The sequence below is a fragment of the Bradyrhizobium stylosanthis genome, from assembly GCF_001641335.1.
Taxonomy (GTDB): domain Bacteria; phylum Pseudomonadota; class Alphaproteobacteria; order Rhizobiales; family Xanthobacteraceae; genus Bradyrhizobium; species Bradyrhizobium stylosanthis.
Genome location: NZ_LVEM01000006.1, coordinates 13,572 through 34,326, shown reverse-complemented (window position 1 = coordinate 34,326; position 20,755 = coordinate 13,572). Strand labels below are relative to the sequence as shown.

The window sequence follows — 20,755 nt, the reverse complement described above, 5'->3', positions numbered from 1 at the left end:
CATGGGGCGCAACGCGGCCCATGCAGAGCCTCGAAGGATGCAAGGCCCGGCTGCATCTCGGCCGTCGCCCTTCGAGGGCCGCTTCGCGGCCACCTCAGGGTGACGGTACGGAGAGCGATGTCGGCCGCTCACTCCTCCCCCGCGAGCAGCGCGGCATTCCCGCCCGCCGCCGCGGTGTTGATCGTCACGGTCTGCTCGGTCGCGAACCGCGCGAGGTAGTGCGGACCGCCGGCCTTGGGGCCGGTTCCCGACAGGCCGTTGCCGCCGAACGGCTGCACCCCGACCACGGCGCCGATCATGTTGCGGTTGACATAGATGTTCCCGACCTGGACGCGGTCGATGATGGCCTCGATGGTGTCGTCGATGCGGGAATGGACGCCGAGCGTCAGTCCGTAGCCGGTGCGCTCGATCGCCTGCAGCACGCGCTCGAGAGTCTCGGCGCGATAGCGCACCACGTGCAGGACCGGGCCGAACACCTCCTCGGTGAGCTGGTTGGCGTCCCCCAGCTCGAAGATGTGCGGGGCGACGAAACAGCCTTCCGGCGCGGCGCCGTCAAAGTGCAGCCGCGCCTCGCGCTTCATCCGCGCGATATGCGTATCGAGCCGTTGCTTGGCCTCGACGTCGATCACCGGCCCGACATGGGTTGCGACATCTGCGGGATCGCCGATCTTCAATTCACGTGCCGCGCCCGCGATCATCTCGATCATGCGGTCGGCGACGTCCTCCTGCACGAACAGGAGCCGCAGCGCCGAGCAGCGCTGGCCGGCGGAGCGGAACGCCGATGTCACGACGTCGTCGGCGACCTGCTCGGGCAGCGCGGTCGCATCCGCGATCATGGCGTTGATGCCGCCGGTCTCCGCGATCAGCGGCACGATCGGCCCGTCCTTGGCGGCCAGTGTCCGGTTGATGCTTCGGGCAACCTCGGTCGAGCCGGTGAAGACGACGCCCGCGATATCCCGGTGCGCCGTCAGCACCGCGCCGATGCGGCCATCGCCGGTGACGAGGTGCAGCGCGCTCCGGGGGATGCCGGCCTCGTGCAGCAGGGCGACCGCCTCGCGCGCAATACGCGGCGTCTGCTCGGCCGGTTTCGCCACCACGCTGTTGCCCGCCATCAGTGCCGCCGTGATCTGGCCGAGGAAGATCGCCAGCGGAAAATTCCACGGCGAGATCGCGACGAAGACGCCGCGTCCGCGCATCGCAAGCGCGTTGCTCTCGCCGGTCGGGCCCGGCATGGCGACCTCGGTGCCGAACAGCTTTCGGCCCTGCGCGGCATAGTAGCGGCAGAAATCGGCGGCCTCGCGCAGCTCCGAGAGCGCATCGTCCAGTGTCTTGCCACCCTCGGCTTGCAGCAGCGCGATGAAATGCGCGCCGCGGCCCTCCAGGAGATGCGCGGCCTGCTCCAGCGCCGCCGCGCGCGTGCCGGCTTGCGTCCGGCTCCAGGCGGCAAAGCCGGCGCGGCTCGCTGCAACCGCCGCATTGGCCTGCTCTGGCGTGGCATCAGCGATCGGCTTGAGGTCGATCGCCTCGGCCTTGACGTCCGTCAGCAATTGGTCGAGCGCGGCACGAGCGCCGAACTCCACGCCGCGCGAATTGCGCCGCTCCGGCGCGAACAGGTCGCCGGGCAAAGCGATTTTTGGATGCGCCGCTGCCTGTGGCCGGACGATGGCATCCGCCGGACGCTGCAACAGTGCCGGGACCGGCACGCGATAGTCGGCGGCCTGCGCCACGAAGGAGGAGTTGGCGCCGTTTTCCAGCAGACGCCGCACCAGATAGGCGAGCAGGTCGCGATGGCTGCCGACCGGCGCATAGGTGCGGTAGGCGATGTCAGGGTGGTCCTTGGCGAGCTGCTCGTAGAGCGCTTCGCCCATGCCGTGCAGGCGCTGGAATTCGAAGCCGCCGCTGCCTGCCGCAAGCTCCAGCACGGTCGCGACCGTCAGCGCGTTGTGGGTGGCGAATTGCGGGAAGATGCGCGGCCGCAAGGCCAGGAGCTTCGCCGCGCAGGCGACGTAGTTCAGATCCGTCATCGCCTTGCGCGTGAACACGGGATAGCCGTCGAGCCCGCGCTCCTGCGCGCGCTTGATCTCGGTGTCCCAATAGGCGCCCTTGACGAGGCGCACCATCAGCTTGCGGTCATGCGCGCGCGCGAGCGCATCGACGTAATCGATCACCGCGCTGGCGCGCTTCTGATAGGCCTGGATCGCAAGGCCAAACCCGTCCCAGCCTTTGAGCGAGGGATCGGCGAGCGTCGCGGCGATCACGTCGAGCGACAGCTCCAGCCGGTCGGCCTCCTCGGCGTCGACGGTGAAGTTGAGGTCGTGGGCCTTGGCGCGTTGCGCGAGGTCCAGCAGCAGCGGCACCAGCTCCGCCATCACGCGGTCGCGGCTGATCGCCTCGAAGCGCGGATGCAGCGCCGAGAGTTTTACGGAGATGCCGGGCCGGTCGGGCAGGGGGCGATCGCCGGCCGCTTTGCCGATGGTCTCGATCGCGCTGGCATAGGCGTCGAAATAGCGCTTGGCGTCCGCGGCCGTGCGCGCGCCTTCGCCGAGCATGTCGAAGGAATAACGCGGCTTCTGGCCGGAGCGCGGCTTGCCCCGCTCCAGCGCCTGCTCGATGGTCTCGCCCAGCACGAAATGATTGCCCATCAGCCGCATCGCCTGGCGCGTGGCGGTGCGCACCGCGGGCGCGCCGAGCCGCTTCACCAGGCGGCCGATGGTGCCGTCGGGCGTCTCGCCGGGCTGGATGACCCGCGCCGACAGGCCGAGCGCCCAGGCCGAGGCGTTGACCAGGAACGCGGTGGACTTGGTCTCGTGGTGGATGAAGTCGCCTTCGCCGAGCTTGTCCTCGATGAACTGGTCGGCGGTGCGGGCATCAGGCACGCGCAGCAGCGCCTCGGCCAGCACCATCAGCGCGAGGCCTTCCTTGGTCGAGAGTGCGAACTCCCGCAACATGTCCTCGACCCCGCCGAGCCGGTCGTCGCGCTTGCGGATCGCCTCGATCAGACGCGTCGCGGTGCGGTCGATCCGCGCCTCCTGCGGCGGGGCCAGATGCGAGGCCGGCAGGAGCCGTGCGGCGATCTCGGCATCGTCAGGCGCGTAGGGAGCAGTGAAGGGCGGCGGGATGTCTGGCATGGCGTGTCCTGTTGCTGAAACTCAGGATAAGACCCGCGTGACCGTAGTTCGATAGACAAGATAGCAATTTTGCCTTAGAAAATGAAGAAGAATGGCAAAATGGCCGTGTAAAATATGGAACTCGACCGAACAGACCGGAAAATCCTCTCGATTTTGCAGGAAGATGGCAGAATCGCCAATGTCGAGCTTGCCGAACGCATCGGCCTGTCGCCGACCTCGATCGGCGAGCGGCTGAAGCGCCTGCAGCGGGAGGGTTTTGTCGAGGGCTATGGCGCCAGGCTCAATCCGCACCGGCTCGGCCTCGGCTTGCTCGTGTTCGTCGAGGTGCTGCTCGACAAGACCACGCCCGACAATTTCGAGCGCTTCGCGCGCGCGGTGAAACTCGCACCCGAGGTGCTCGAGTGTCACATGGTTGCAGGCGGTTTCGACTATCTGGTGAAGGCGCGGCTGGCGGACATGACCGCGTATCGGCGCTTCCTCGGCGAGACCCTGCTGTCGATGCCGGGTGTGCGCGAGACGCGGACCTATGCGGTGATGGAGGAGATCAAGCGCGACGCACCGTTGCCGGTAGGCTAGGGAAGTGCCGTCGCGATTGTCGTTGCTGGTGGCGTTGAATCAGCGGCCTTCGCGGGAAAAATAGCTATCCTTGCGCAATCGCAACGCCTGTCGTCGAATGCACTGGCCGTCTTCTAAATTTTCTTGGCCTCGCTCCCGGAACTGATCCGGGAGGCAGCGAAACGCTGACGGGCTTATACTTTGAGGTTTTCTGCGGAGGTCTTGCCCCGGTTTGCGATCTCTTCGTACTCAACCGTCTGTCCCTCGTTGAGGGTCGACAGACCGGCCTTCTGCACCGCCGAGATATGCACGAACACATCCTTGCCGCCCGACGCAGGCTGGATAAATCCATAACCCTTCGTCGGGTTGAACCACTTGACCGTACCTTTAGCCATCACGACTTCTCCGCGGGTCTTCCTCCAAGATCTCGAACCGCCAGTCCCCGCCAACCGGCCGGTTCGGTCCTAACAGGATACGCGGAATGTGGCGGGCTTGGTAGCTCAAACCACATCCGCCTTTCGCTGAATTCCGCTCAACTTCGCGGCGTTTTTGCCGGATTTGCCCGTTTCCCGGTCAAACCGCCCAAGCGCCGCGCGTCGTCAGTCAATAGGTCGCGGCCAGGTAATCGACGATCTTGCCGACATCGGCATCGTCGATCGGTGCGCCATAGACCTTGATCATCTTGGTGACCTCGGCCTGCCAGAAACCCTTCTTGTCCTTCATCGGCGGCTGCGTGGCGACGTAGTCGGACGAGTGGCAGGCGCTGCAATTGCCCTGCACAACCTCGAGATTGGGGCCGGGCTTGAAGGCGGCGACCTCGTCCGGGGTCTTGTAGTTGACCGGTGCTGCAAGTGCCGAACCCGCCAATGCGGCGAGGACGAACGTGACGGCGAGGGGAACGGTGCGCTGCATGATCATTCTCCCTCAGGCCACGCTGACGCGGACGGTTTCGACGACGTTGCGCAAATAACCCGCCGGGTTCCAGCGCGGCGTGTCCGGCTGGGTCTCGCCGCCATTGCCGGTCGCGCGGACCTTGAGCTCCCACGAGCCGGCCGCGAGCTTCACCGGCAGCTTCCATTCGCGGAAGGCGTATTTGCCGAGATCCTTGCCAAGCTTCGCGTTCGTCCAGGTCTTGCCGCCGTCGGTGGAGACCTGGACCTCCTTGATGCCCTTGCCGCCGTCGAAGGCGATGCCGCGCAGCGTCGTCGATCCTGCCTTCAGCTTGGCGCCGTCAGGCACGCTGGTGATGAAGGAGCGGATGGTGAAGCGGTTGATCGGGATGGTCGCCTTCGGCGCGGTGCCGGGCTCGACCGCATTGTTCGGGGTATCGGGGATGCGATAGGCCGACTTCATCCAGAAGCCGTCATAGACGCTGTCGATGACGGTGATCTCGTTGAGGTGCTTGAGCCAGTAGGTGCCGTAATAGCCGGGCACGACCAGGCGCAGCGGAAATCCGTTGAGGAACGGCAGGTCCTCGCCGTTCATGCCATAGGCCAGCATCACCTCGCCGTCGGTGGCGTGATCGATATCCAGTGCCTTGACGAAGTCGGGCGTCTTGTCACTGACCGGACCGTCCATGCCGCCGAACGTGACCTGCTTGGCGCCGGCCTGCACGCCCGCCATCTCGAGCACGGCCTTGAGCGGCACGCCGCGCCAGCGCGCGCAGCCCATCGCGCCGTTGGCGAGCTGGCCGCCGGCGACACGCGGCTCGGAAAAGCCGCGGCTATTGCCGGAGCACTGGTTGACGGCGACGATCTCCGTCGCCTTCATCTTCCTGATGTCCTTCAGCGACAGTTTCAGCGGCTTGTCGACCTTGCCCTTGACCTCCAGCGTGAACTTGTCGGGGTCGAGATTGTAGGGCAGGTCGGAGAGGTGATAGCGCACGAAGAAGGCGTTGTTCGGCGTGATCGGCCCGTCGTTGAACACCGCGAACGGCGTCTCGAGCTGCGGCGGCCGGCTGGTGAGCCCGATCATCGGCCGCTTCTGCGGATATTTCACCAGCGCCCGTTCGCCATTGGCGAAGGGCAGGGTGACGGTGTCGAGGGCCAGCGCCTTGGTGGAATTCAGTGCAGCCGCCATGGCGGCAAGTCCCGCTCCTTTGAGCAGGTCGCGTCGATCGAACATTCTGGTCTCCTCCCGGAGCTTTTCCTTGGACCAGCGGTCATCACCGCGATCCTGCGTCCATCTGTCTCAACCATCTGGTTGAAGTCAATTCGTGCTTTCGCAGCAGGTCCATGCCGCTGCGTCGCAGCAAGCCGGTGTTACGTTTGTTGCGAGATGGAGCCGAACTGCAGCGGCGCGGGCAGTGCGCTCCCTCGCCCCGTTCTTACGGGGAGAGGGTTGGGGTGAGGGGCCTCTCTCCACGCGTGTGACTGCCGCGAGACCTGTACCCCCTCACCCGGATCGCAAGCGATCCGACCTCTCCCCGCAAGCGGGGAGAGGTGAAGAAAGGTCAGGCCGCAACGCGCTCGCCGCGATCGACCAGCGCCGCCAGCTCCCTGGCGTCGGCGACCACCCGCACCGCCATCGGCTCGTCGCGGCCGCGGATCGCGACCTCCTGCTGCGGCAAGGCCTCGTCGGCGATGCCGGCCGTGCGGCGCACCTCCTCCGAGACGATCGCCTCGCAGGCGAGCGTCTTGGTCATGTCCTGCAGGCGGGCGGCGACGTTGACGGCATCGCCCAGGGCCGTGAAGACGATGTGATCGCGGTAGCCGATGTCGCCGATGATGACCTCGCCGCCGTGAATGCCGATGCCGAAGCGGATCGGCTGGCGCAGATCGTGGCTGAGCAGCTCGTTCAACTCGTCGATATTCGCGGCGAGCTTGCCGGCAGCCCGCAGCGCCTGCCGGCAGGCCTCCCGCGGATCGGCCGACAGGCCGAACAGCGCCAGCATGCCGTCGCCGACGAACTGGTTGGGCTGGCCGCCGTGCTCGATCACGGCCTGCGAGACCGCGCCGAGGAAGCGGTTGACGATGAACACGGTGTCGAACGGCAGCCGCTTCTCGGCGAGCTGCGTCGAGCCGCGCATGTCCACGAACAGGCTGACGAGATAGCGCTCCTGGCCGATGCGCGCCGGCGTCGAGGCCTGCCCGTCCGCCGCATGCGTGTGGGGCGTGAACAGCTGGAAGAAGGAGAGGTCGGTGTCCGGCCGCAGCTGGCAGGCGAGCCGGATCGAGGGATCGGCGGTGCCGACGCGGGCCAGCACGAAAGCCTCGCGCTGCGACGGCTCGGGGAGGGTGCCATGGTCGCCGATGATGCGGATGCGGCAGGTCGAGCAACGCGCCCGGCCGCCGCAGACGCTGGCATGCGGCACGTTGTGGCGCAGGCTCGCCTCCAGCACGGAGAGGCCCTTGGGCACGCGCACCGTCTTGCCGTTGCCGTAGGACAGCGCGATCATGCCGCCGCGCCGCTCGCGCAAGGCGCGCACGCCGCGTGCGGCGAGCGCCAGGCCAAGCAGTCCGAAATAGCCGATGGTGAGGGCGCTGCTGATGCGGTCGAGACTATTGGCCTCGGCGACCGAGCCGAGCTGGCGGCGCGTGAGGTTGTGCGTGCGCCATTCGCCGTCGTCGGCCTCGATCTCGATGCTGCGGCCGCCCTGGTACACGCCAAGCAGCGACAACGTCGGGATCAGCACCGCGGCCGCGAGCAGATAGGGCGCAGCGCGCTTGAAGAACGGCTTCAGGCGAAGCCAGAAATAGATGCCGATGCAGCCGTGCACCCAGGCGATCAGGAGCAGGGTCGTCATCGTCCAGATCCGTCCGGGCGAGCCGATGAAGAACAGATAGAGCTCCTGCGGATAGAGCTTCTGGTGCCCGTACAGCGTCTGGCCCAGCCGCACGCCGATCACATGCGCCATGACGAGGGCCGGAATGCTCAGCCCCAGCACGAGCTGCAGCGGTTCGATCGTCTTCCAGCGGAACTGCCGGCGTTGATACAGCGCGTAGATGCCGAGCCCCATATGCGTGAGCGCGGCCGTGTAGAACACGATCGCCACGGGCAGGAACTGCCAGAACAGCATGTGGTAGTAGACGCCGGCCTCCATGGCATCGACCGAGATGTTGCCGAGCGCATGGTTCAGGAAATGGCTGACCACATAGGAAAACAGGATGACGCCGCAGATGAGCCGCACCTGCCGCGCGCTGGTGGCACGGACGAGTTCGGGCATATGGACGGGAGCGGTGGCCATGATTCGGTTGTATCAGTTCATCAACAAGAACAGCCAGCCTAGCGTTTAATTCCCCCCACGGACAGTTTGCCCGATCACATGCGCGGCAAGGTTACCAAACTGTAGGGCATCGTAGGGTGGGCCAAGGCGCGCACTTGCGCGCTAGGCCGGGACGACAGCGAAATATGGCGCAATACCCCCTACATTGACTCCCCCTCCCAAGTCGGGGAAAAGCGCGGCCGTGACGATCGCTCCCGACATCTCCGCGAAGCCAGACGGCGCCGGACGCCGGCTCATCCTGATGGCCGTTGTCGTCATCGCCGCGATGACGCTGCTTCGCATCGTCTATGCGTCCGCGCTCGAGCTGCGCACCGACGAGGCCTATTACTGGACCTGGTCGAAGGAGGGAGCGCTGAGCTTCCTCGATCATCCCCCCGGCATCGCCTGGCTGATCCGTTTCGGAACCGCGATCTTCGGCGACACCACACTCGGCGTGCGCTTCGGCGGCATCGTCGCGATGCTGGTGACGCAGCTGCTGCTCGCCGACATCGTCCGCCGCCTCACGCACGATACGCGTGCCGTCGTGTTCGCCGTGCTGATGCCGGAGGCCGCGCTCTATTACGGCCTGCTGATGGCCAAGGTCGCGCCCGACGTCGCCATGATTCCGTTCGCGGTGGCGATGATATGGTCGCTGGTGCGGCTCGCGCAGGGCGGCGATGGCCGCTGGTGGCTCGCCGCCGGCCTGTTCGGCGGGCTCGCGATGCTGTCGAAATTCACCGTAATCCTGTTCGCGCCGGCGATCGCCGCCTTCCTGCTGGTGCCGGACTGGCGCATGCGCTGGCTGCGCAGCCCTTATCCCTATCTCGCCGTGTTGGTTGCGCTCGCGGTGTTCTCGCCGGTGCTGATCTGGAACGTGCAGCACGACTGGGCTTCGATCCGCTTCCAGGGCGTGCGCGCCACCACCAATTACGGCATCTCGCTGCGGACGGTCGGCGATTACATCGGCCTGCAATTCGGCCTCGTCGGCTTCGTCATGCTGCCTGTGGTGCTGTCGGGCCTCGCGATGACCGCATGGCGCGGCTATCGCACACGCGAGCCGGTCGCGATCCTGCTGTCCACCGCGGTGCTGGTGCCGTTCCTCTATTTCCTCGTGAAGTCGCTGACGCTCCGGGTCGGCGACACCTGGCCGATGTTCATGTGGCCGGTGGGCTTCGCGGCGACGGCCGTGAACTTCGTCGTGCTCTCGCGTGACGGCCGGTCGGCGCGATTGGTCCGGTCGAGCCTGTTCTGGATCAAGACGGCGATCGCCTCGGGCATCGCCTTCGTCGTGATCGTGTTCCTCTATTACGTCGCGGCGCCCTTCAATCTGCTCGGCAAGATCGATCCGATCGGCGCCGAGGCCGGCTACGAGCAGGTCGCAGCGCGCGTGCAGGCCGCGCTCGATGAGACCGGCGCAACCTGGATCGCCACCACGGACTACCGCACCTACGCCATGATGCGCTGGCTGTTCCGGGGCCGCGCACCCGTCGTCGAGATCAACGAGCGCGGTCGCTTCCAGGATTTTGCCGATCCCGGCATGGACAGGATCAAGGGCCACGCCGGCATTTATGTCGGCCGCGAGCCGGACAACCGTTCGCCGGTGTGGGCGTCGATCCCGGCCACGCGCGAGCAGCTCGGCCAGGTCGAGCGCCGCTGGCGCGGTGTCCTGACTGATACCTATGCGATCGAGAAGCTCACGGGCTGGACCCCCGAGCTATCGCCGCCAAAGGACTCCCCGCTGTTCCAGTGGAGGGTGCTGGCGGGGGAGTTTGAAAAGCGAGAGCTCGGATAGGGCGGCGCCTTTCTTCCTTCTCCCCTTGTGGGAGAAGGTGGCGCGAAGCGCCGGATGAGGGGTCTCCATCCACACGGCGAAAGCTATATACGCGGAGACATACCCCTCACCCGTCTCGCCGCTACGCGGCGAGCCACCCTCTCCCACAAGGGGGGAGGGGGCAGCGAGCGTGCGGCACGAAGGACTACTCCTCGTCGTCCTTCTTCCGCAGCAGATCCGTCGCGAGGTCCGACAGTTTCGGCGGCGGCAGGGCCGCGAACGGCAGCGGCCGCGTGACGTCGATCGCAGCCAATCCCAACCGCGCCGTCAGCAGTCCGTTCAGCACGCCTTCGCCCAGCCGCTGCGACAGTTTTGCCGCGATGCCGTGGCCGAGCATCTGCTGCACCAGGCTGTCGCTTGCGGCCATGCCGCCGGTGATGGCGAGATGGGCGATGACGTGGCGCAGCAGGCGGATCATGCCGAGCGCGCCGGGCCGGCCGCCATAGAGATAAGCGAGCTGGCGGATCAGCCGTAGCGCGGCCACGAACACGAACAGCACGTCGATCGCGGCGCGCGGCGAGACCGCCGTCACGATCGAGACTTTTTGCGCAGCCGACGACACCAAGCGCCGCGCCTCCACATCCAGCGGCGACATCAGCTCGCGCTCGGCGAGGCGGATCATGTCGGCGCCGTCGATGATCTCGCCGGAGTGGCTCTCCAGCGTGGCGCGGGCGCGTGCAAGCTGCGGGTTCTGGTGCGCGATCTTCAGGAGATCCTGCACGATGACGCGGCTCTCCTTGCGGTCGTCGCTGGCAAGCACCGCGGCTGCCCGCGCATGCAGCTTCTCGATGGTCGCAAGGCGCGCCAGCCCGAACGCCTCGCGCCCGATCACGACGGCAAGCGCCAGCGCGGTGACGAAGGCGAAGGCAGACCCGACGAAGCCGAGCGTCTCGCTGCGCGCAAACAGATCCTCGATCAGATGCACGACACCGAGCCCGGTGCCGAGCAGCGTCAACCCGGCAAGGCCGGACCAGAACAGCGTGCCCCAGGGAAAGCCGCGCCGCGCCGGCAGCGCGGCTTCGATCGGCACCGGCAGCGCCTGAGGATCGTGCTCCGGCGTGATCTGGATGGTCGCGCGGGCGAGCCGGCTGGTCTCGTCGGCCTCGGTGACGACGACACCGGGATCGTCGAGCCGGAACGTTGCCGGCCGCCGCGGCTGGGATCGGTCGTTCATGCGAGCTTGTCTCCGATCAGGAACTGCAAGGCACGGTCGAGGCGGATATGTGGCAGTGCCGGTTCGCCGTCACCCTCGCGTTCGAGCCTGGGCGGACGGAAGCGCAGGAAGCGGAAGTCGCTCTTCTCGGCGGCTTGCGTCGACAATCCGCGGAACGCATCCGTGCCCTTGAACAGCGGCTCGGGATCAACAGGCAGATCGCCCGGAAAGGTCGCCACTTCCGTATTGCCGTCGAAGAACTCGCCATTGGCGCTTTCGCCTGCGGCCGGCGTTCCCAGGATCGACGGCAGTTTGTCGCGGCCATGCGCGATCTGCGCCTCGCGCGTCGCGCGCACGGCGGCCAGTGCGACGACGTCGATCTGCGCGCCGGTGTCTTCCGCGCGCGCCACCGCTCTCGTCACCGCACGGCGCAGCACGGCCTCGAGCCGGTCGTGGCTGGAGTGGTGCAGGTGGTCCGCCTTGGTCGCCGCGAACAGGATGCGGTCGATGCGCGGCCGGAACAGGTTGGAGAGGATCGTGCTGCGGCCGATGTTGAAGCAGTCGAGAATGCCGGCGAGCGCGGCTTCGAGATCGTGCAGCGCCTCGGGACCGGAGTTGAACGCGGCGAGCGCGTCGGCCAGCACGATCTGCCGATCGAGCCGGGCAAAATGATCGCGGAAGAATGGCCGCACCACGACGTCCTTGTAGGCCTCGAAACGCCGCACCATCATCGCCCATAGCGATCCCTCCGGCGCCTGCGCGCCTTGGGGCACGTCGAGCGGCGCGAAGGTCAGGGCCGGCGTATCGGCGAGATTGCCCGGCATCAGGAAGCGCCCGGGCGGCAGCAGGCTCATCGCGAAACGTTCGTCGCGGCAGGCCCGCAAATAATTGGTGAAGAGCTTTGCGGCGGTGAGCGTTGCCTGCTCGTCCTCGCGCGCGTCGGGCTTGAGGGTTGCAAGATGCGCGTGCCATTCGCCCGCCAGATGCGCGCGCGGCGCCTCGCGCGACAGCGCCAGGCTTTCGGTGGACCATTGCTCGTAGCTCTTGTGCAGCAGCGGCAGGTCGAGCAGCCACTCGCCGGGATAGTCGACGATGTCGAGCGTCAGGGTGCGATCGGCGCCGTTCTGGCGCTGGTAGTCGATGACGAGGCGCAGCTCGCTGATGTCGACGGTCGAGTTCGGCCAGCGCCGTTCCTCGACCAGCGCGCGCAGATGGTTCTCATAGGCAAAGCGCGGCACGGCGTCGTCCGGCTGCGGCGCCAGATGCGCCCGCGCGATCCGGCCCGAGGCATAGGCCTCGAACACCGGAAACCGGCCGCCGCGCGTCAGACCATGGATCAGCGCGGTGATGAACACCGTCTTGCCGGCGCGCGACAGGCCGGTGACGCCAAGGCGCACCGTCGGATTGAAGAAGTGCTCGCCATAATCGATCAGCGCCCGGGCCGACAACCGGGCCTCCTCGACCATGTCCTGGAAACTGAATGCCATATGAACGTGAGGGGGCTCGGGCGAGGGGTACGCAAAACGGACTAGTCACAAAGGTGGCAACTACCTGAAGAAAATCAAGCTTTCATACTTCCACCGCCTTTGTCGGCAAATCAGCCGTTTGAACGACGCGCCGGTCCCGAAACACCCATACAAGAGGCCATTGCCTCAGCCCGTGTTGGATTGCCATGACCGTGTTCCAGTTGAAACAGTTCGCATCCTCCTCCGTCCACGCCGCCGCCGACGTGATCGGCTGGGATTACGACCGCGCCGAGCTGATCGCCGACGGCGTCATCCATGCGATCGGTGTGCTCTCCGGCATCGTTGCCGCCACCGTGCTGGTGGTGCTGACCGCGGTCCATGCTGACGCCACCGACATCGTCGGCGTCTCGATCTACGTCGCCGGGCTGCTGTCGATGCTGGTGCTGTCGGCGACCTATAATCTCTGGCCGGTCTCGCCGGCCAAATGGCTGCTGCGGCGGTTCGATCATTCGGCGATCTATCTCCTGATCGCAGCGACCTACACCCCGTTCATCCTGGAGGTGAAGGACAGCGTGTTCGCGCTGGTGCTGCTCGCCGGCGTCTGGTGCGTCGCCATATCGGGCATCGTGCTGAAGCTGTTCTACCCCGGCCGGTTCGACCGCGTCTCGGTCGGCATCTATCTGGCGATGGGCTGGAGCGGAGTGATGCTCTATGGCCCCGTGGTCAGGGCGCTGCCGGCGCTGGTGCTGGGCTTCATCCTTGCGGGCGGCCTGCTCTACAGCTTTGGCGTGATCTTCCACGCCTGGCGGCGGCTGCGCTTCCAGAATGCGATCTGGCATGGCTTTGTCTTGGCCGGTGCGGCGTGCCATTATACCGCGGTGCTCGACCTCGTGTTGAGCTGAGAGGACCCGCGACGCGGAACAAGCGGCGCGGTACAACAGCGGTATAAGACAAGAGGAGACGTCGCATGCAGGTGACCGGCAAGGTCGTGGTCGTCACGGGCGGCGCAAACGGCATCGGCAAGGCGCTGTGCGAAGCCTTTCACAAGGCGGGTGCCGCCAAGGTCGTCGTCGCGGACATGGATGCCGCCAACGCGCGGGCGGTTGCAGCCACCGTCGATGGCGCAGCGTTCAAATGCGACGTGGCGCAGGAAAAGGACATCTCGCACGTCATCGAGGAGACCGAGCGGCAGTTCGGGCCGATCGCCTTGTTCTGCTCCAATGCCGGCATCGGCGGCGGCTTCGATCCGATGTCGGTCAATGCCGGCGGCGCTTCCGACGAGCCCTGGCAGCGCAGCTGGGCGATCCACGTCATGGCCCATGTCTACGCGGCACGGCACCTGATCCCCCGCATGAAGACGCGTGGCGGCGGCTATTTCCTCAACACCATCTCGGCCGCGGGCCTGTTGTCGCAGGTCGGCAGCCCGGCCTATTCCACCACCAAGCATGCCGCGGTCGGCTTTGCCGAAAACCTCGCGATCTCGCATAAGGCGCACAACATCAAGGTCTCGATCCTCTGCCCGCAGGGCGTCGACACCAACATGCTGCGCTCGATCCCCAAGGGCCCGCAATCCGGCGACGGCGACCTCACGCCCGAGCAGGTCGCGAAAGACGTGCTCGCCGGCCTCGACCAGGAAGCCTTCCTGATCCTGCCGCACCCGCAGGTGCTCGGCTACATGCGCAAGAAAACCGAGAACTACGACCGCTGGATCGGCGGCATGGCCAAGATCCAGGCCAAGATGCGGGAGGAGTTCGGGAAGTAGCCGACGCTGTTGAGGCACGCTCGCGCCAAATCTTCGGTGTCGTCCCGGCGAAGGCCGGGACCCATAACCACAGGGCGAAATTTGGCGAAGACTGTTGGTTATTCGGTACTGATACCTGTGCATCATCGATAGATCACGCGGTATGGGTCCCGGCCTTCGCCGGGACGACACCTTGAGTTAGGCGGCCGATTGCCCCTCCTCCACCCGGCTCGCCCGCAGCGCCCGCGCATAGAGCATCATCCCTTCACGCACCGTGCGCTGCTCCGCCTCCGTCAGCGCCGCAAGCGCGCCGCGCACCTGCTGGCGGCCGAATGCATGCAGCGCCTCCAGCGTGCGCCGGCCCTTCGCCGTCAGTGACAGCAGCTTGCTGCGCGCATCCTGCTCGTCCGGCGTCTCCCTGAGCTCGCCGCAATCGATCAGCTTGCGCACCAGGCGGCTGACGCTGGATTTCTCCAGGCGCAGGAAATCGCTGATGTCGCCCGACGTCATGGGGCCGCGGATGCCGATCTCCAGGATGGTGTGCACGGCCGAGGGCGGATAGTCCGACGCCGCCACCGTCGCATCCATGAAGCCTAGCTCGCGCACCATCAGCCGCGAGGCGGCGCGGATGTCGTCGATCAGCGAAAGCTCGGCCATCTTGACTCCGGGCATATAGTTGTATCATACAACTATATGCGTGCAACGGCGCGCGCAAGCGTTTTGGAGTAGGTCATGAACGGAATTCTGCCGACCGGCGAGCGAATGGGAGGCAAGGTCTGCCTCGTCACGGGCGGCGGCAGCGGCATCGGCCGCGCCACGGCCTTGCGGATGGCGTCAGAGGGCGCCGAGGCGGTCATCATCGCGGGCCGGCGCGAAGCCGAGATCGAGGCGACCGCTGCGGCCTGCCGCGAGCTCGGCACGGCCGCGATCGCGCTCAAGACCGACATCACGCGCGAGGACGAGGTCGCCCGGCTCGTCGGCACCGCCGTCGAGCGCTGCGGCCGGCTCGACGTCGCCTTCAACAATGCCGGCTTCCAGGAGCGCCGCGCGCCTCTCGAAGAGCAGGGCACCGACATCTACGACAGCGTGTTCGACACCAATGTCCGCGCGCTGTTCCTGTGCCTGCGGCATCAATTGCCTGTCATGATCGCGAAAGGCCGCGGCAGCATCGTCGTCAACGCCTCCGTCAGCGGCATGCGCAATCCCAATCCCGGCTTCTCGCTCTATTCGGCTTCGAAAGCCGCCGCGATCTCGCTGACCCGCTCGGCCGCGATGGAGAACGCCCCGCGCGGCATCCGCATCAACGCCGTCGCACCAGGCCGCGTCGTCACCGACATGATGCTGCGCTCCGGCGTCGGCGATATCGCAACGGTGAGCGCCGGCCTGCCGCTGCGGCGGATGGGCAGCCCGGAAGAGGTGGCGGAGGCCGTGGTGTGGCTATCGTCGGACGCGTCGTCATACGTGGTCGGGCACGTGCTGGCGGCGGACGGGGGATTTCTGGCGTCGTGACTTGGGGCGCCAGTGCGACAAATTCCGCCGTCGTCCTGGCGAAAGCCAGGACCCATTACCCCAGGGAGCAGTCGTCGCGCGAGATCGTTATTACCAACCTTCGCCAAATTTGCTGCGGTGGTAATGGGTCCTGGCCTTCGCCAGGACGACGATGCTGAGAGAGCGCCGGGACGACGACGAGGAGATACCTCGCGAGCCTAGTGCTTCTGCCCGTACAGCACCGGCACCGCCGAATCCACGATGACCTCCACCAGGCTCGTGCCCCCGAACGCCATCCCTTGCTTCAGCGCTTCGCCGAGCTCTGCCGCCTTGCTCACCCGCACAGCATGGCACCCCATGCCTTCGGCGATCTTCACGAAATCGATCCCCGGCAGCTCCAGCCCCGGCACGTTGCGCACCTGCATGACCTGGCTGAACGAGCGCATCGCGCCGTAGCCGGAATTGTTGATGACGACCACGGTCAGCGGCAGCTTGCGCTGCGCGGCGGTCCACAGCGCCTGGATCGAATACATCGCCGAGCCGTCGCCGATCAGGCATACGGTGCGGCTCTTCGGCCTGCCCAGCGCCATGCCGACGGCGGCGGGCAGCGAGTAGCCGAGGCCGCCGCTCGCCATGGTGTAGAAGGAATCCTGGCCGCGCATCGGCAGGAATTTCTGCATCGCCGGCCGGTGCGAGGGCACTTCCTCGACCAGCGAGGCGCCATCCGGCATCGCCCGTGACAGCGAGTGCAGCAGGAACTCGACCGGCAGCGGATCGGCGGCCTGCGGCGCCGGCGGCAACGTGCGGCCCTTGGGCGTGGCGCGCTTGCTCTCCGGCAACATGTCGAGCAGCAGGCTGAGCGCCGGCTTCATGGTGGCGACGATGCTGGTGCCGACGGGTGTCACCGCCGCCGCATCGGGATCGTCGGTGATCTGGAAGATCGTGGCGCCGCCGTCGAAGATCGCGGCATGGCCCTCGACGTGGAAGGTGAATACCGGTGCGCCGATGACCACGACGAGATCGTGCTCGCGCAGTGCGTCGGAGAGCTGCGCCGGCGAAGCGTGCAGGAAGCCTGCGAATTGCGGATGCCGCTCGGGGAACGAGCAGCGCGCCGAGAACGGGCTGACCCAGACGCTGGCCTTCGCCTTCTCGGCCACGCGCACCATCAGATCGACCGCGCCGGCGCGGTCGATGCCGGGGCCGACGACGAGGGCAGGGTGCTTTGCCGAACCGAGCGCGGTCACCAGCGCCTTCATCGCCTCCGGCTCCGGTCCGGTCTCGCGGCTGACCTTGCGCGCCTCGATGGGCGCGCAGGCATGGGCCCAGTCGTCGATCGGGATCGACACGAAGGTCGGCCCGCATGGCGGCTGCATCGCGGTGTAATAGGCGCGCGCGATCGCGGCCGGTACGTCCTCGGCCCGCGCCGGCTCGACGCTGTACTTGACGTAAGGCCGCGGAAACTCCGAGGCGCGCTCGGCATAGAGGAATGCCTGCAAGGGCAGGATCGAGCGCGCCTGCTGGCCCGCGGTGATCACCAGCGGGGTCTGGTTGCGGTGCGCGGTGTAGATGTTGCCGAGCGCGTTGCCGACACCGGCGGCCGAATGCAGATTGACGAAGCCGGCATTGCGGGTCGCCTGCGCATAGCCATCGGCCATGCCGACCGCGGAGGCCTCCTGCAGCGCCAGCACGTAGTCGATGTCGTCGGGCCAGTCGGAGAGGAACGGCAGCTCGGTCGAGCCGGGATTGCCGAACACTTTCTTGATGCCGAACGATCGCAGCAGGTCGAGCGTCGCCTGCTTCACGGTGACGGACTTGCTGCCGGTCTTCCCGTTCTTGGCCATGGTTTCCGTCCCCTGTTCATTCCTCATCCTGAGGAGCGCGTCTTCGCGCGTCTCGAAGGATGAAGGCCCGGCTGGTGGCCTCGCCCTTCGAGACGCCGCTGCGCGGCTCCTCAGGGTGAGGGTCTAAGGTCCTACATCGCGGCTAGGCTCGCAATGACGATGTGGAAGCAGCGTGGCTCACCACACCGCCGTACCCTTCATCGTCGGCTGCCCCTCCGCATTCGCGGTCCACAGCTCCATCCCCGCCTCGGTCTCGTTGGCGTTGATGGAAAACTCCGTGCCCTCGAACAGCGGCTGCACGCCGCGATAGGTGAACTTCTTCGGCGCCTTGCCGCCATGCAGCTTCGCGGCCATCTCGATGATGAACGCGGCCTGCAGCGGGCCGTGGAAGATCAGGCCCGGATAGCCCTCGACCTTGGTGACGTAGTCGCGGTCGTAGTGGATGCGGTGGCCGTTGAAGGTCAGCGCGGAGTAACGGAACAGCAGCACGGGATCGCTGACATGGCTCTCGCGGTGCTGCGCCTTCGGCGGCGGAGGCGGGGCCTTGGCGGTCGCCGGCGCGCTGCTCGTCATCTCGCGATAGACGATGTCCTGCCGCTCGCGGATCGCGGTGCCGCGCGGCGAGGAGATGCTGTGCTCGACCGAGACGAAGCACAGCGTGCCGGTCGATCCGGTCTTGATCTGGACGTCGGCAATGCGCGAGGTCCGCGTCGATTCATCTCCGACCTGCAGCGGCTGCAGGAACTCGATCTCGCCGCCCGCCCACATCCGGCGCGGCAGCGGCACCGGCGGCAGGAAACCGCCGCGGGTCGGATGGCCATCGGGCCCGAGCATCGACATCGGAAACACCGGCTGCGCCAGGCACCAATGCACCGTGAACGGCGCGGCATCGCCCTTTTGGGGCTCGCCGACCTCCTGGAACAGCGTCGCGCGCAGGCCCTTCACGAGCTGCGCGGTGACGATGTCGGTGGCCTCGGTGCTGCGGCCGATCCATTGCCGCAAATGATCGATGTCGAGCTTCTCGGTCATGATGCCTCGCTCTGTTACTTCTTGGCTTGGGGCTTTTCGCCGATGGCCGGCACCGCGCCGTAGCTCCGCGTCTCGCCGACGACGATCGGCGCCGGCGCGGGATAGCTGACGCGACCGTTCGGCGTGTCGACCTCGATCCGTCTGAGATGCGGATGGCTGGTGAGGTCGGCCATGGTGTTGACCTCGGCAAAGGCGATGTCGGCATCCGACAGCCGCTTCAAGAGCTCGTCGCGCGTCATCCTGCCGAAGATGTCGGCGACGGTCTTGTCGGTGAAGTCACGGTTGCGCACGCGCTCGACCATGTTGGCGACGCGGGGATCGGCGGGCAGGTCAGGCTGGTCGAGCACCTTCGCGCACAGCGTCTTCCACTCGCGCTCGCTCTGGATCGAGATCAGGATGTCCTTGCCGTCCTTCGAGGTGAACACGCCGTAGGGCGCGATCGAGGGATGGCGCAGGCCCATGCGCTTGGGCGGATTGCCAGCTTCGGAGTTAAGCAGCGGCACGGTGCACCAGTCCGCCATCACGTCGAACATGGAGATGCGGATGTCGGCACCCTTGCCGGTGCGCCCGCGCCCGATCAGCGCTTCCAAAATTGCCGCATGCGCCGTGGCGCCGGTCGCGACGTCCACGATCGACATGCCGACGCGCGAGGCGCCGTCGGGGTTGCCGGTGATCGAGGCAAGCCCGCTCTCGGCCTGGATCAGCAGATCATAGGCCTTGCGATGGGCGTAGGGGCCTTCGTCGCCATAGCCGGTGATCGTGCAGGAGATCAGCTTCGGATAGTCCTTCAGCAGCCGCTCGCGGGAGAAGCCGAGCTTGTCCATCGAGCCCGGCTTGAGGTTTTGGATCAGCACGTCCGCGCTCGCGATCAGCTTCTCCAGCTCGGCGCAGCCTTCCTTCGTCGCGAGATCCACCACCGCCGACTGCTTGCCGCGGTTGAGCCACACGAAATAGCTGCTCTGGCCCTTGGCCGCCGCGTCATAGCCGCGGGCGAAATCGCCCTCGGGCCGCTCGATCTTGATCACCTCCGCGCCGGCATCCGCCAGGCGCGAGGAGCAGAACGGCGCCGCCACGGCCTGCTCGACCGCAATCACCCTGATCCCGTCAAGTGCTCCCATTGTGCGACCTCAGTACGAGCGCGGCATGCCGAGCACGTGCTCGGCGACGAAGGACAGCACGAGGTTGGTCGAGATCGGCGCCACCTGGTAGAGCCGCGTCTCGCGGAACTTGCGCTCGACGTCGTACTCCTCTGCAAAGCCGAAGCCGCCATGGGTCTGGATGCAGGCATTCGCCGCTTCCCAGGACGCATCCGCCGCCAGCATCTTGGCCATGTTGGCCTCCGCGCCGCAGTCGAGGCCGGCCTCGTATTTGCGCGTGGCTTCCTTCACCATCAATTCGGCCGCGCGCATCGAGGCATAGGCCTTGGCGATCGGGAATTGAATGCCCTGGTTCTGGCCGATCGGCCGGCCGAACACGGCGCGCTCCTTGGCGTAGTTGGTGGCCTTGGCGATGAACCATTTGGCGTCGCCGACGCATTCGGCTGCGATCAGGATGCGTTCGGCATTCATGCCGGAGAGGATGTAGCGGAAGCCCTTGCCTTCCTCGCCGATCAAATTCTCCGCCGGCACCTTCATGTCGGTGAAGAACACCTCGGTGGTGGCGTGGTTCATCATGGTGCGGATCGGGCGGATCTCGAGGCCGTTGTTCTTGGCCTCGCGCATGTCGACGATGAACACCGACAGGCCGTCGGTGCGCTTCTTGACCTGATCCTTCGGCGTGGTGCGCGCCAGCAGCACCATCAGATCGGAATGCTCGGCGCGGCTGGTCCAGATCTTCTGGCCGTTGACGATGTAGCTGTCGTTGCCTTCCTTGCGCGCAAACGTCTTTAGCGAGGAGGTGTCGGTGCCGCTGGTCGGCTCGGTGACGCCGAAGGCCTGCAGGCGCAATTCGCCGCTCGCGATCTTCGGCAGGTACTTCGCCTTCTGCTCGGCATTGCCGTGCCGCAGCACCGTGCCCATCGTGTACATCTGGGCGTGGCATCCGCCGCCGTTGCAGCCGGCGCGCTGGATCTCCTCGAGGATCGCGGCCGCCGCCGAGAGCTTCAAGCCCGCACCGCCATACTCTTCCGGGATCAGCACCGAGAGATAACCGGCCTCGGTCAGCGCGTCGACGAAGGCCTTGGGATAGGCCATCTCGCGATCGAGCTTGCGCCAGTATTCGCCGGGAAACTGCGCGCAAAGCTTTGCGACGGCTTCGCGGATGTCGGCGTAATCTTCGGTATGGTGTTCTTCGCTCATGGCGTTTCCTGTTCGTAGCGGC

17 protein-coding genes are annotated in these 20,755 nt (G+C 66.5%); 5 read left to right on the top strand and 12 right to left on the bottom strand.

Annotated features, from left to right (window positions below):
* Window positions 1-128 precede the first annotated feature (128 nt).
* Entirely contained in the window at window positions 129-3,128 is a 3,000-nt protein-coding gene (gene putA, locus A7X65_RS34730; protein ID WP_063693914.1) for a bifunctional proline dehydrogenase/L-glutamate gamma-semialdehyde dehydrogenase PutA, read from the bottom strand.
* A gap of 114 nt (window positions 3,129-3,242) precedes the next feature.
* Here putA and A7X65_RS34725 point away from each other — a divergent pair, with 114 nt between their 5' ends.
* Window positions 3,243-3,704: an Lrp/AsnC ligand binding domain-containing protein gene (locus tag A7X65_RS34725; protein WP_025032087.1), complete on the top strand. Its 462-nt coding sequence runs from the start codon at window positions 3,243-3,245 to the stop codon at window positions 3,702-3,704.
* Window positions 3,705-3,877: 173 nt separating this feature from the next.
* Here A7X65_RS34725 and A7X65_RS34720 read toward each other — a convergent pair whose 3' ends face one another.
* The 4 genes from A7X65_RS34720 to A7X65_RS34705 form a co-directional block, all read right to left on the bottom strand.
* A complete protein-coding gene (locus A7X65_RS34720; protein WP_008563500.1) occupies window positions 3,878-4,078 on the bottom strand; it encodes a cold-shock protein in 201 nt (66 codons plus the stop codon).
* Between the two features lie 208 nt (window positions 4,079-4,286).
* Window positions 4,287-4,595 carry a SorB family sulfite dehydrogenase c-type cytochrome subunit gene (sorB, locus tag A7X65_RS34715; RefSeq protein ID WP_063694286.1) on the bottom strand — a complete coding sequence of 103 codons (309 nt, stop codon included), beginning with the start codon at window positions 4,593-4,595 and terminating at the stop codon, window positions 4,287-4,289.
* A gap of 12 nt (window positions 4,596-4,607) precedes the next feature.
* Complete coding sequence (gene sorA, locus A7X65_RS34710; protein ID WP_063693913.1) at window positions 4,608-5,807, bottom strand: SorA family sulfite dehydrogenase catalytic subunit; 1,200 nt, start codon at window positions 5,805-5,807, stop codon at window positions 4,608-4,610.
* A 328-nt stretch (window positions 5,808-6,135) separates the two neighbouring features.
* Window positions 6,136-7,869, bottom strand: a complete 1,734-nt coding sequence (locus tag A7X65_RS34705; protein WP_156528375.1) for an adenylate/guanylate cyclase domain-containing protein — start codon at window positions 7,867-7,869, stop codon at window positions 6,136-6,138.
* A gap of 280 nt (window positions 7,870-8,149) precedes the next feature.
* Between A7X65_RS34705 and A7X65_RS34700 the strand changes: the two genes are divergently transcribed.
* A complete protein-coding gene (locus A7X65_RS34700; RefSeq protein ID WP_063694285.1) occupies window positions 8,150-9,679 on the top strand; it encodes a glycosyltransferase family 39 protein in 1,530 nt (509 codons plus the stop codon).
* A gap of 184 nt (window positions 9,680-9,863) precedes the next feature.
* Here A7X65_RS34700 and A7X65_RS34695 read toward each other — a convergent pair whose 3' ends face one another.
* Both A7X65_RS34695 and A7X65_RS34690 read right to left on the bottom strand, forming a co-directional pair.
* Entirely contained in the window at window positions 9,864-10,892 is a 1,029-nt protein-coding gene (locus A7X65_RS34695) for a YcjF family protein (protein WP_063693911.1), read from the bottom strand.
* On the bottom strand, window positions 10,889-12,358 hold the full coding sequence (locus tag A7X65_RS34690) for a YcjX family GTP-binding protein (RefSeq protein ID WP_063693910.1): 1,470 nt from the start codon (window positions 12,356-12,358) through the stop codon (window positions 10,889-10,891). The genes A7X65_RS34695 and A7X65_RS34690 overlap by 4 nt, the downstream gene beginning before the upstream one ends.
* Window positions 12,359-12,543: 185 nt before the next feature.
* On the opposite strand from A7X65_RS34690, the gene trhA reads away from it, so the two are divergent.
* Window positions 12,544-13,239, top strand: a complete 696-nt coding sequence (gene trhA, locus A7X65_RS34685; RefSeq protein ID WP_063693909.1) for a PAQR family membrane homeostasis protein TrhA — start codon at window positions 12,544-12,546, stop codon at window positions 13,237-13,239.
* A 65-nt stretch (window positions 13,240-13,304) separates the two neighbouring features.
* Window positions 13,305-14,099, top strand: a complete 795-nt coding sequence (locus tag A7X65_RS34680) for an SDR family oxidoreductase (RefSeq protein WP_063693908.1) — start codon at window positions 13,305-13,307, stop codon at window positions 14,097-14,099.
* Window positions 14,100-14,276: 177 nt separating this feature from the next.
* On the opposite strand, the gene A7X65_RS34675 is transcribed toward A7X65_RS34680, so the two are convergent.
* Window positions 14,277-14,735, bottom strand: a complete 459-nt coding sequence (locus tag A7X65_RS34675) for a MarR family winged helix-turn-helix transcriptional regulator (protein WP_082885188.1) — start codon at window positions 14,733-14,735, stop codon at window positions 14,277-14,279.
* A 75-nt stretch (window positions 14,736-14,810) separates the two neighbouring features.
* On the opposite strand from A7X65_RS34675, the gene A7X65_RS34670 reads away from it, so the two are divergent.
* Window positions 14,811-15,587: an SDR family NAD(P)-dependent oxidoreductase gene (locus tag A7X65_RS34670; protein WP_063693906.1), complete on the top strand. Its 777-nt coding sequence runs from the start codon at window positions 14,811-14,813 to the stop codon at window positions 15,585-15,587.
* Between the two features lie 197 nt (window positions 15,588-15,784).
* Here the strand turns inward: A7X65_RS34670 and mdlC are convergent, their stop codons facing one another.
* From mdlC to A7X65_RS34650, 4 genes are all read right to left on the bottom strand, one after another.
* The gene (mdlC, locus tag A7X65_RS34665; RefSeq protein WP_063693905.1) at window positions 15,785-17,407 is read right to left on the bottom strand and encodes a benzoylformate decarboxylase; all 1,623 of its coding nucleotides are present in this window, start codon (window positions 17,405-17,407) and stop codon (window positions 15,785-15,787) included.
* A 177-nt stretch (window positions 17,408-17,584) separates the two neighbouring features.
* A complete protein-coding gene (locus A7X65_RS34660; RefSeq protein WP_063693904.1) occupies window positions 17,585-18,436 on the bottom strand; it encodes an HTD2 family dehydratase in 852 nt (283 codons plus the stop codon).
* Between the two features lie 14 nt (window positions 18,437-18,450).
* Complete coding sequence (locus tag A7X65_RS34655) at window positions 18,451-19,554, bottom strand: CaiB/BaiF CoA transferase family protein (RefSeq protein WP_063693903.1); 1,104 nt, start codon at window positions 19,552-19,554, stop codon at window positions 18,451-18,453.
* A gap of 9 nt (window positions 19,555-19,563) precedes the next feature.
* Window positions 19,564-20,733, bottom strand: a complete 1,170-nt coding sequence (locus A7X65_RS34650) for an acyl-CoA dehydrogenase family protein (protein WP_063693902.1) — start codon at window positions 20,731-20,733, stop codon at window positions 19,564-19,566.
* Between the last annotated feature and the right edge of the window lie 22 nt (window positions 20,734-20,755).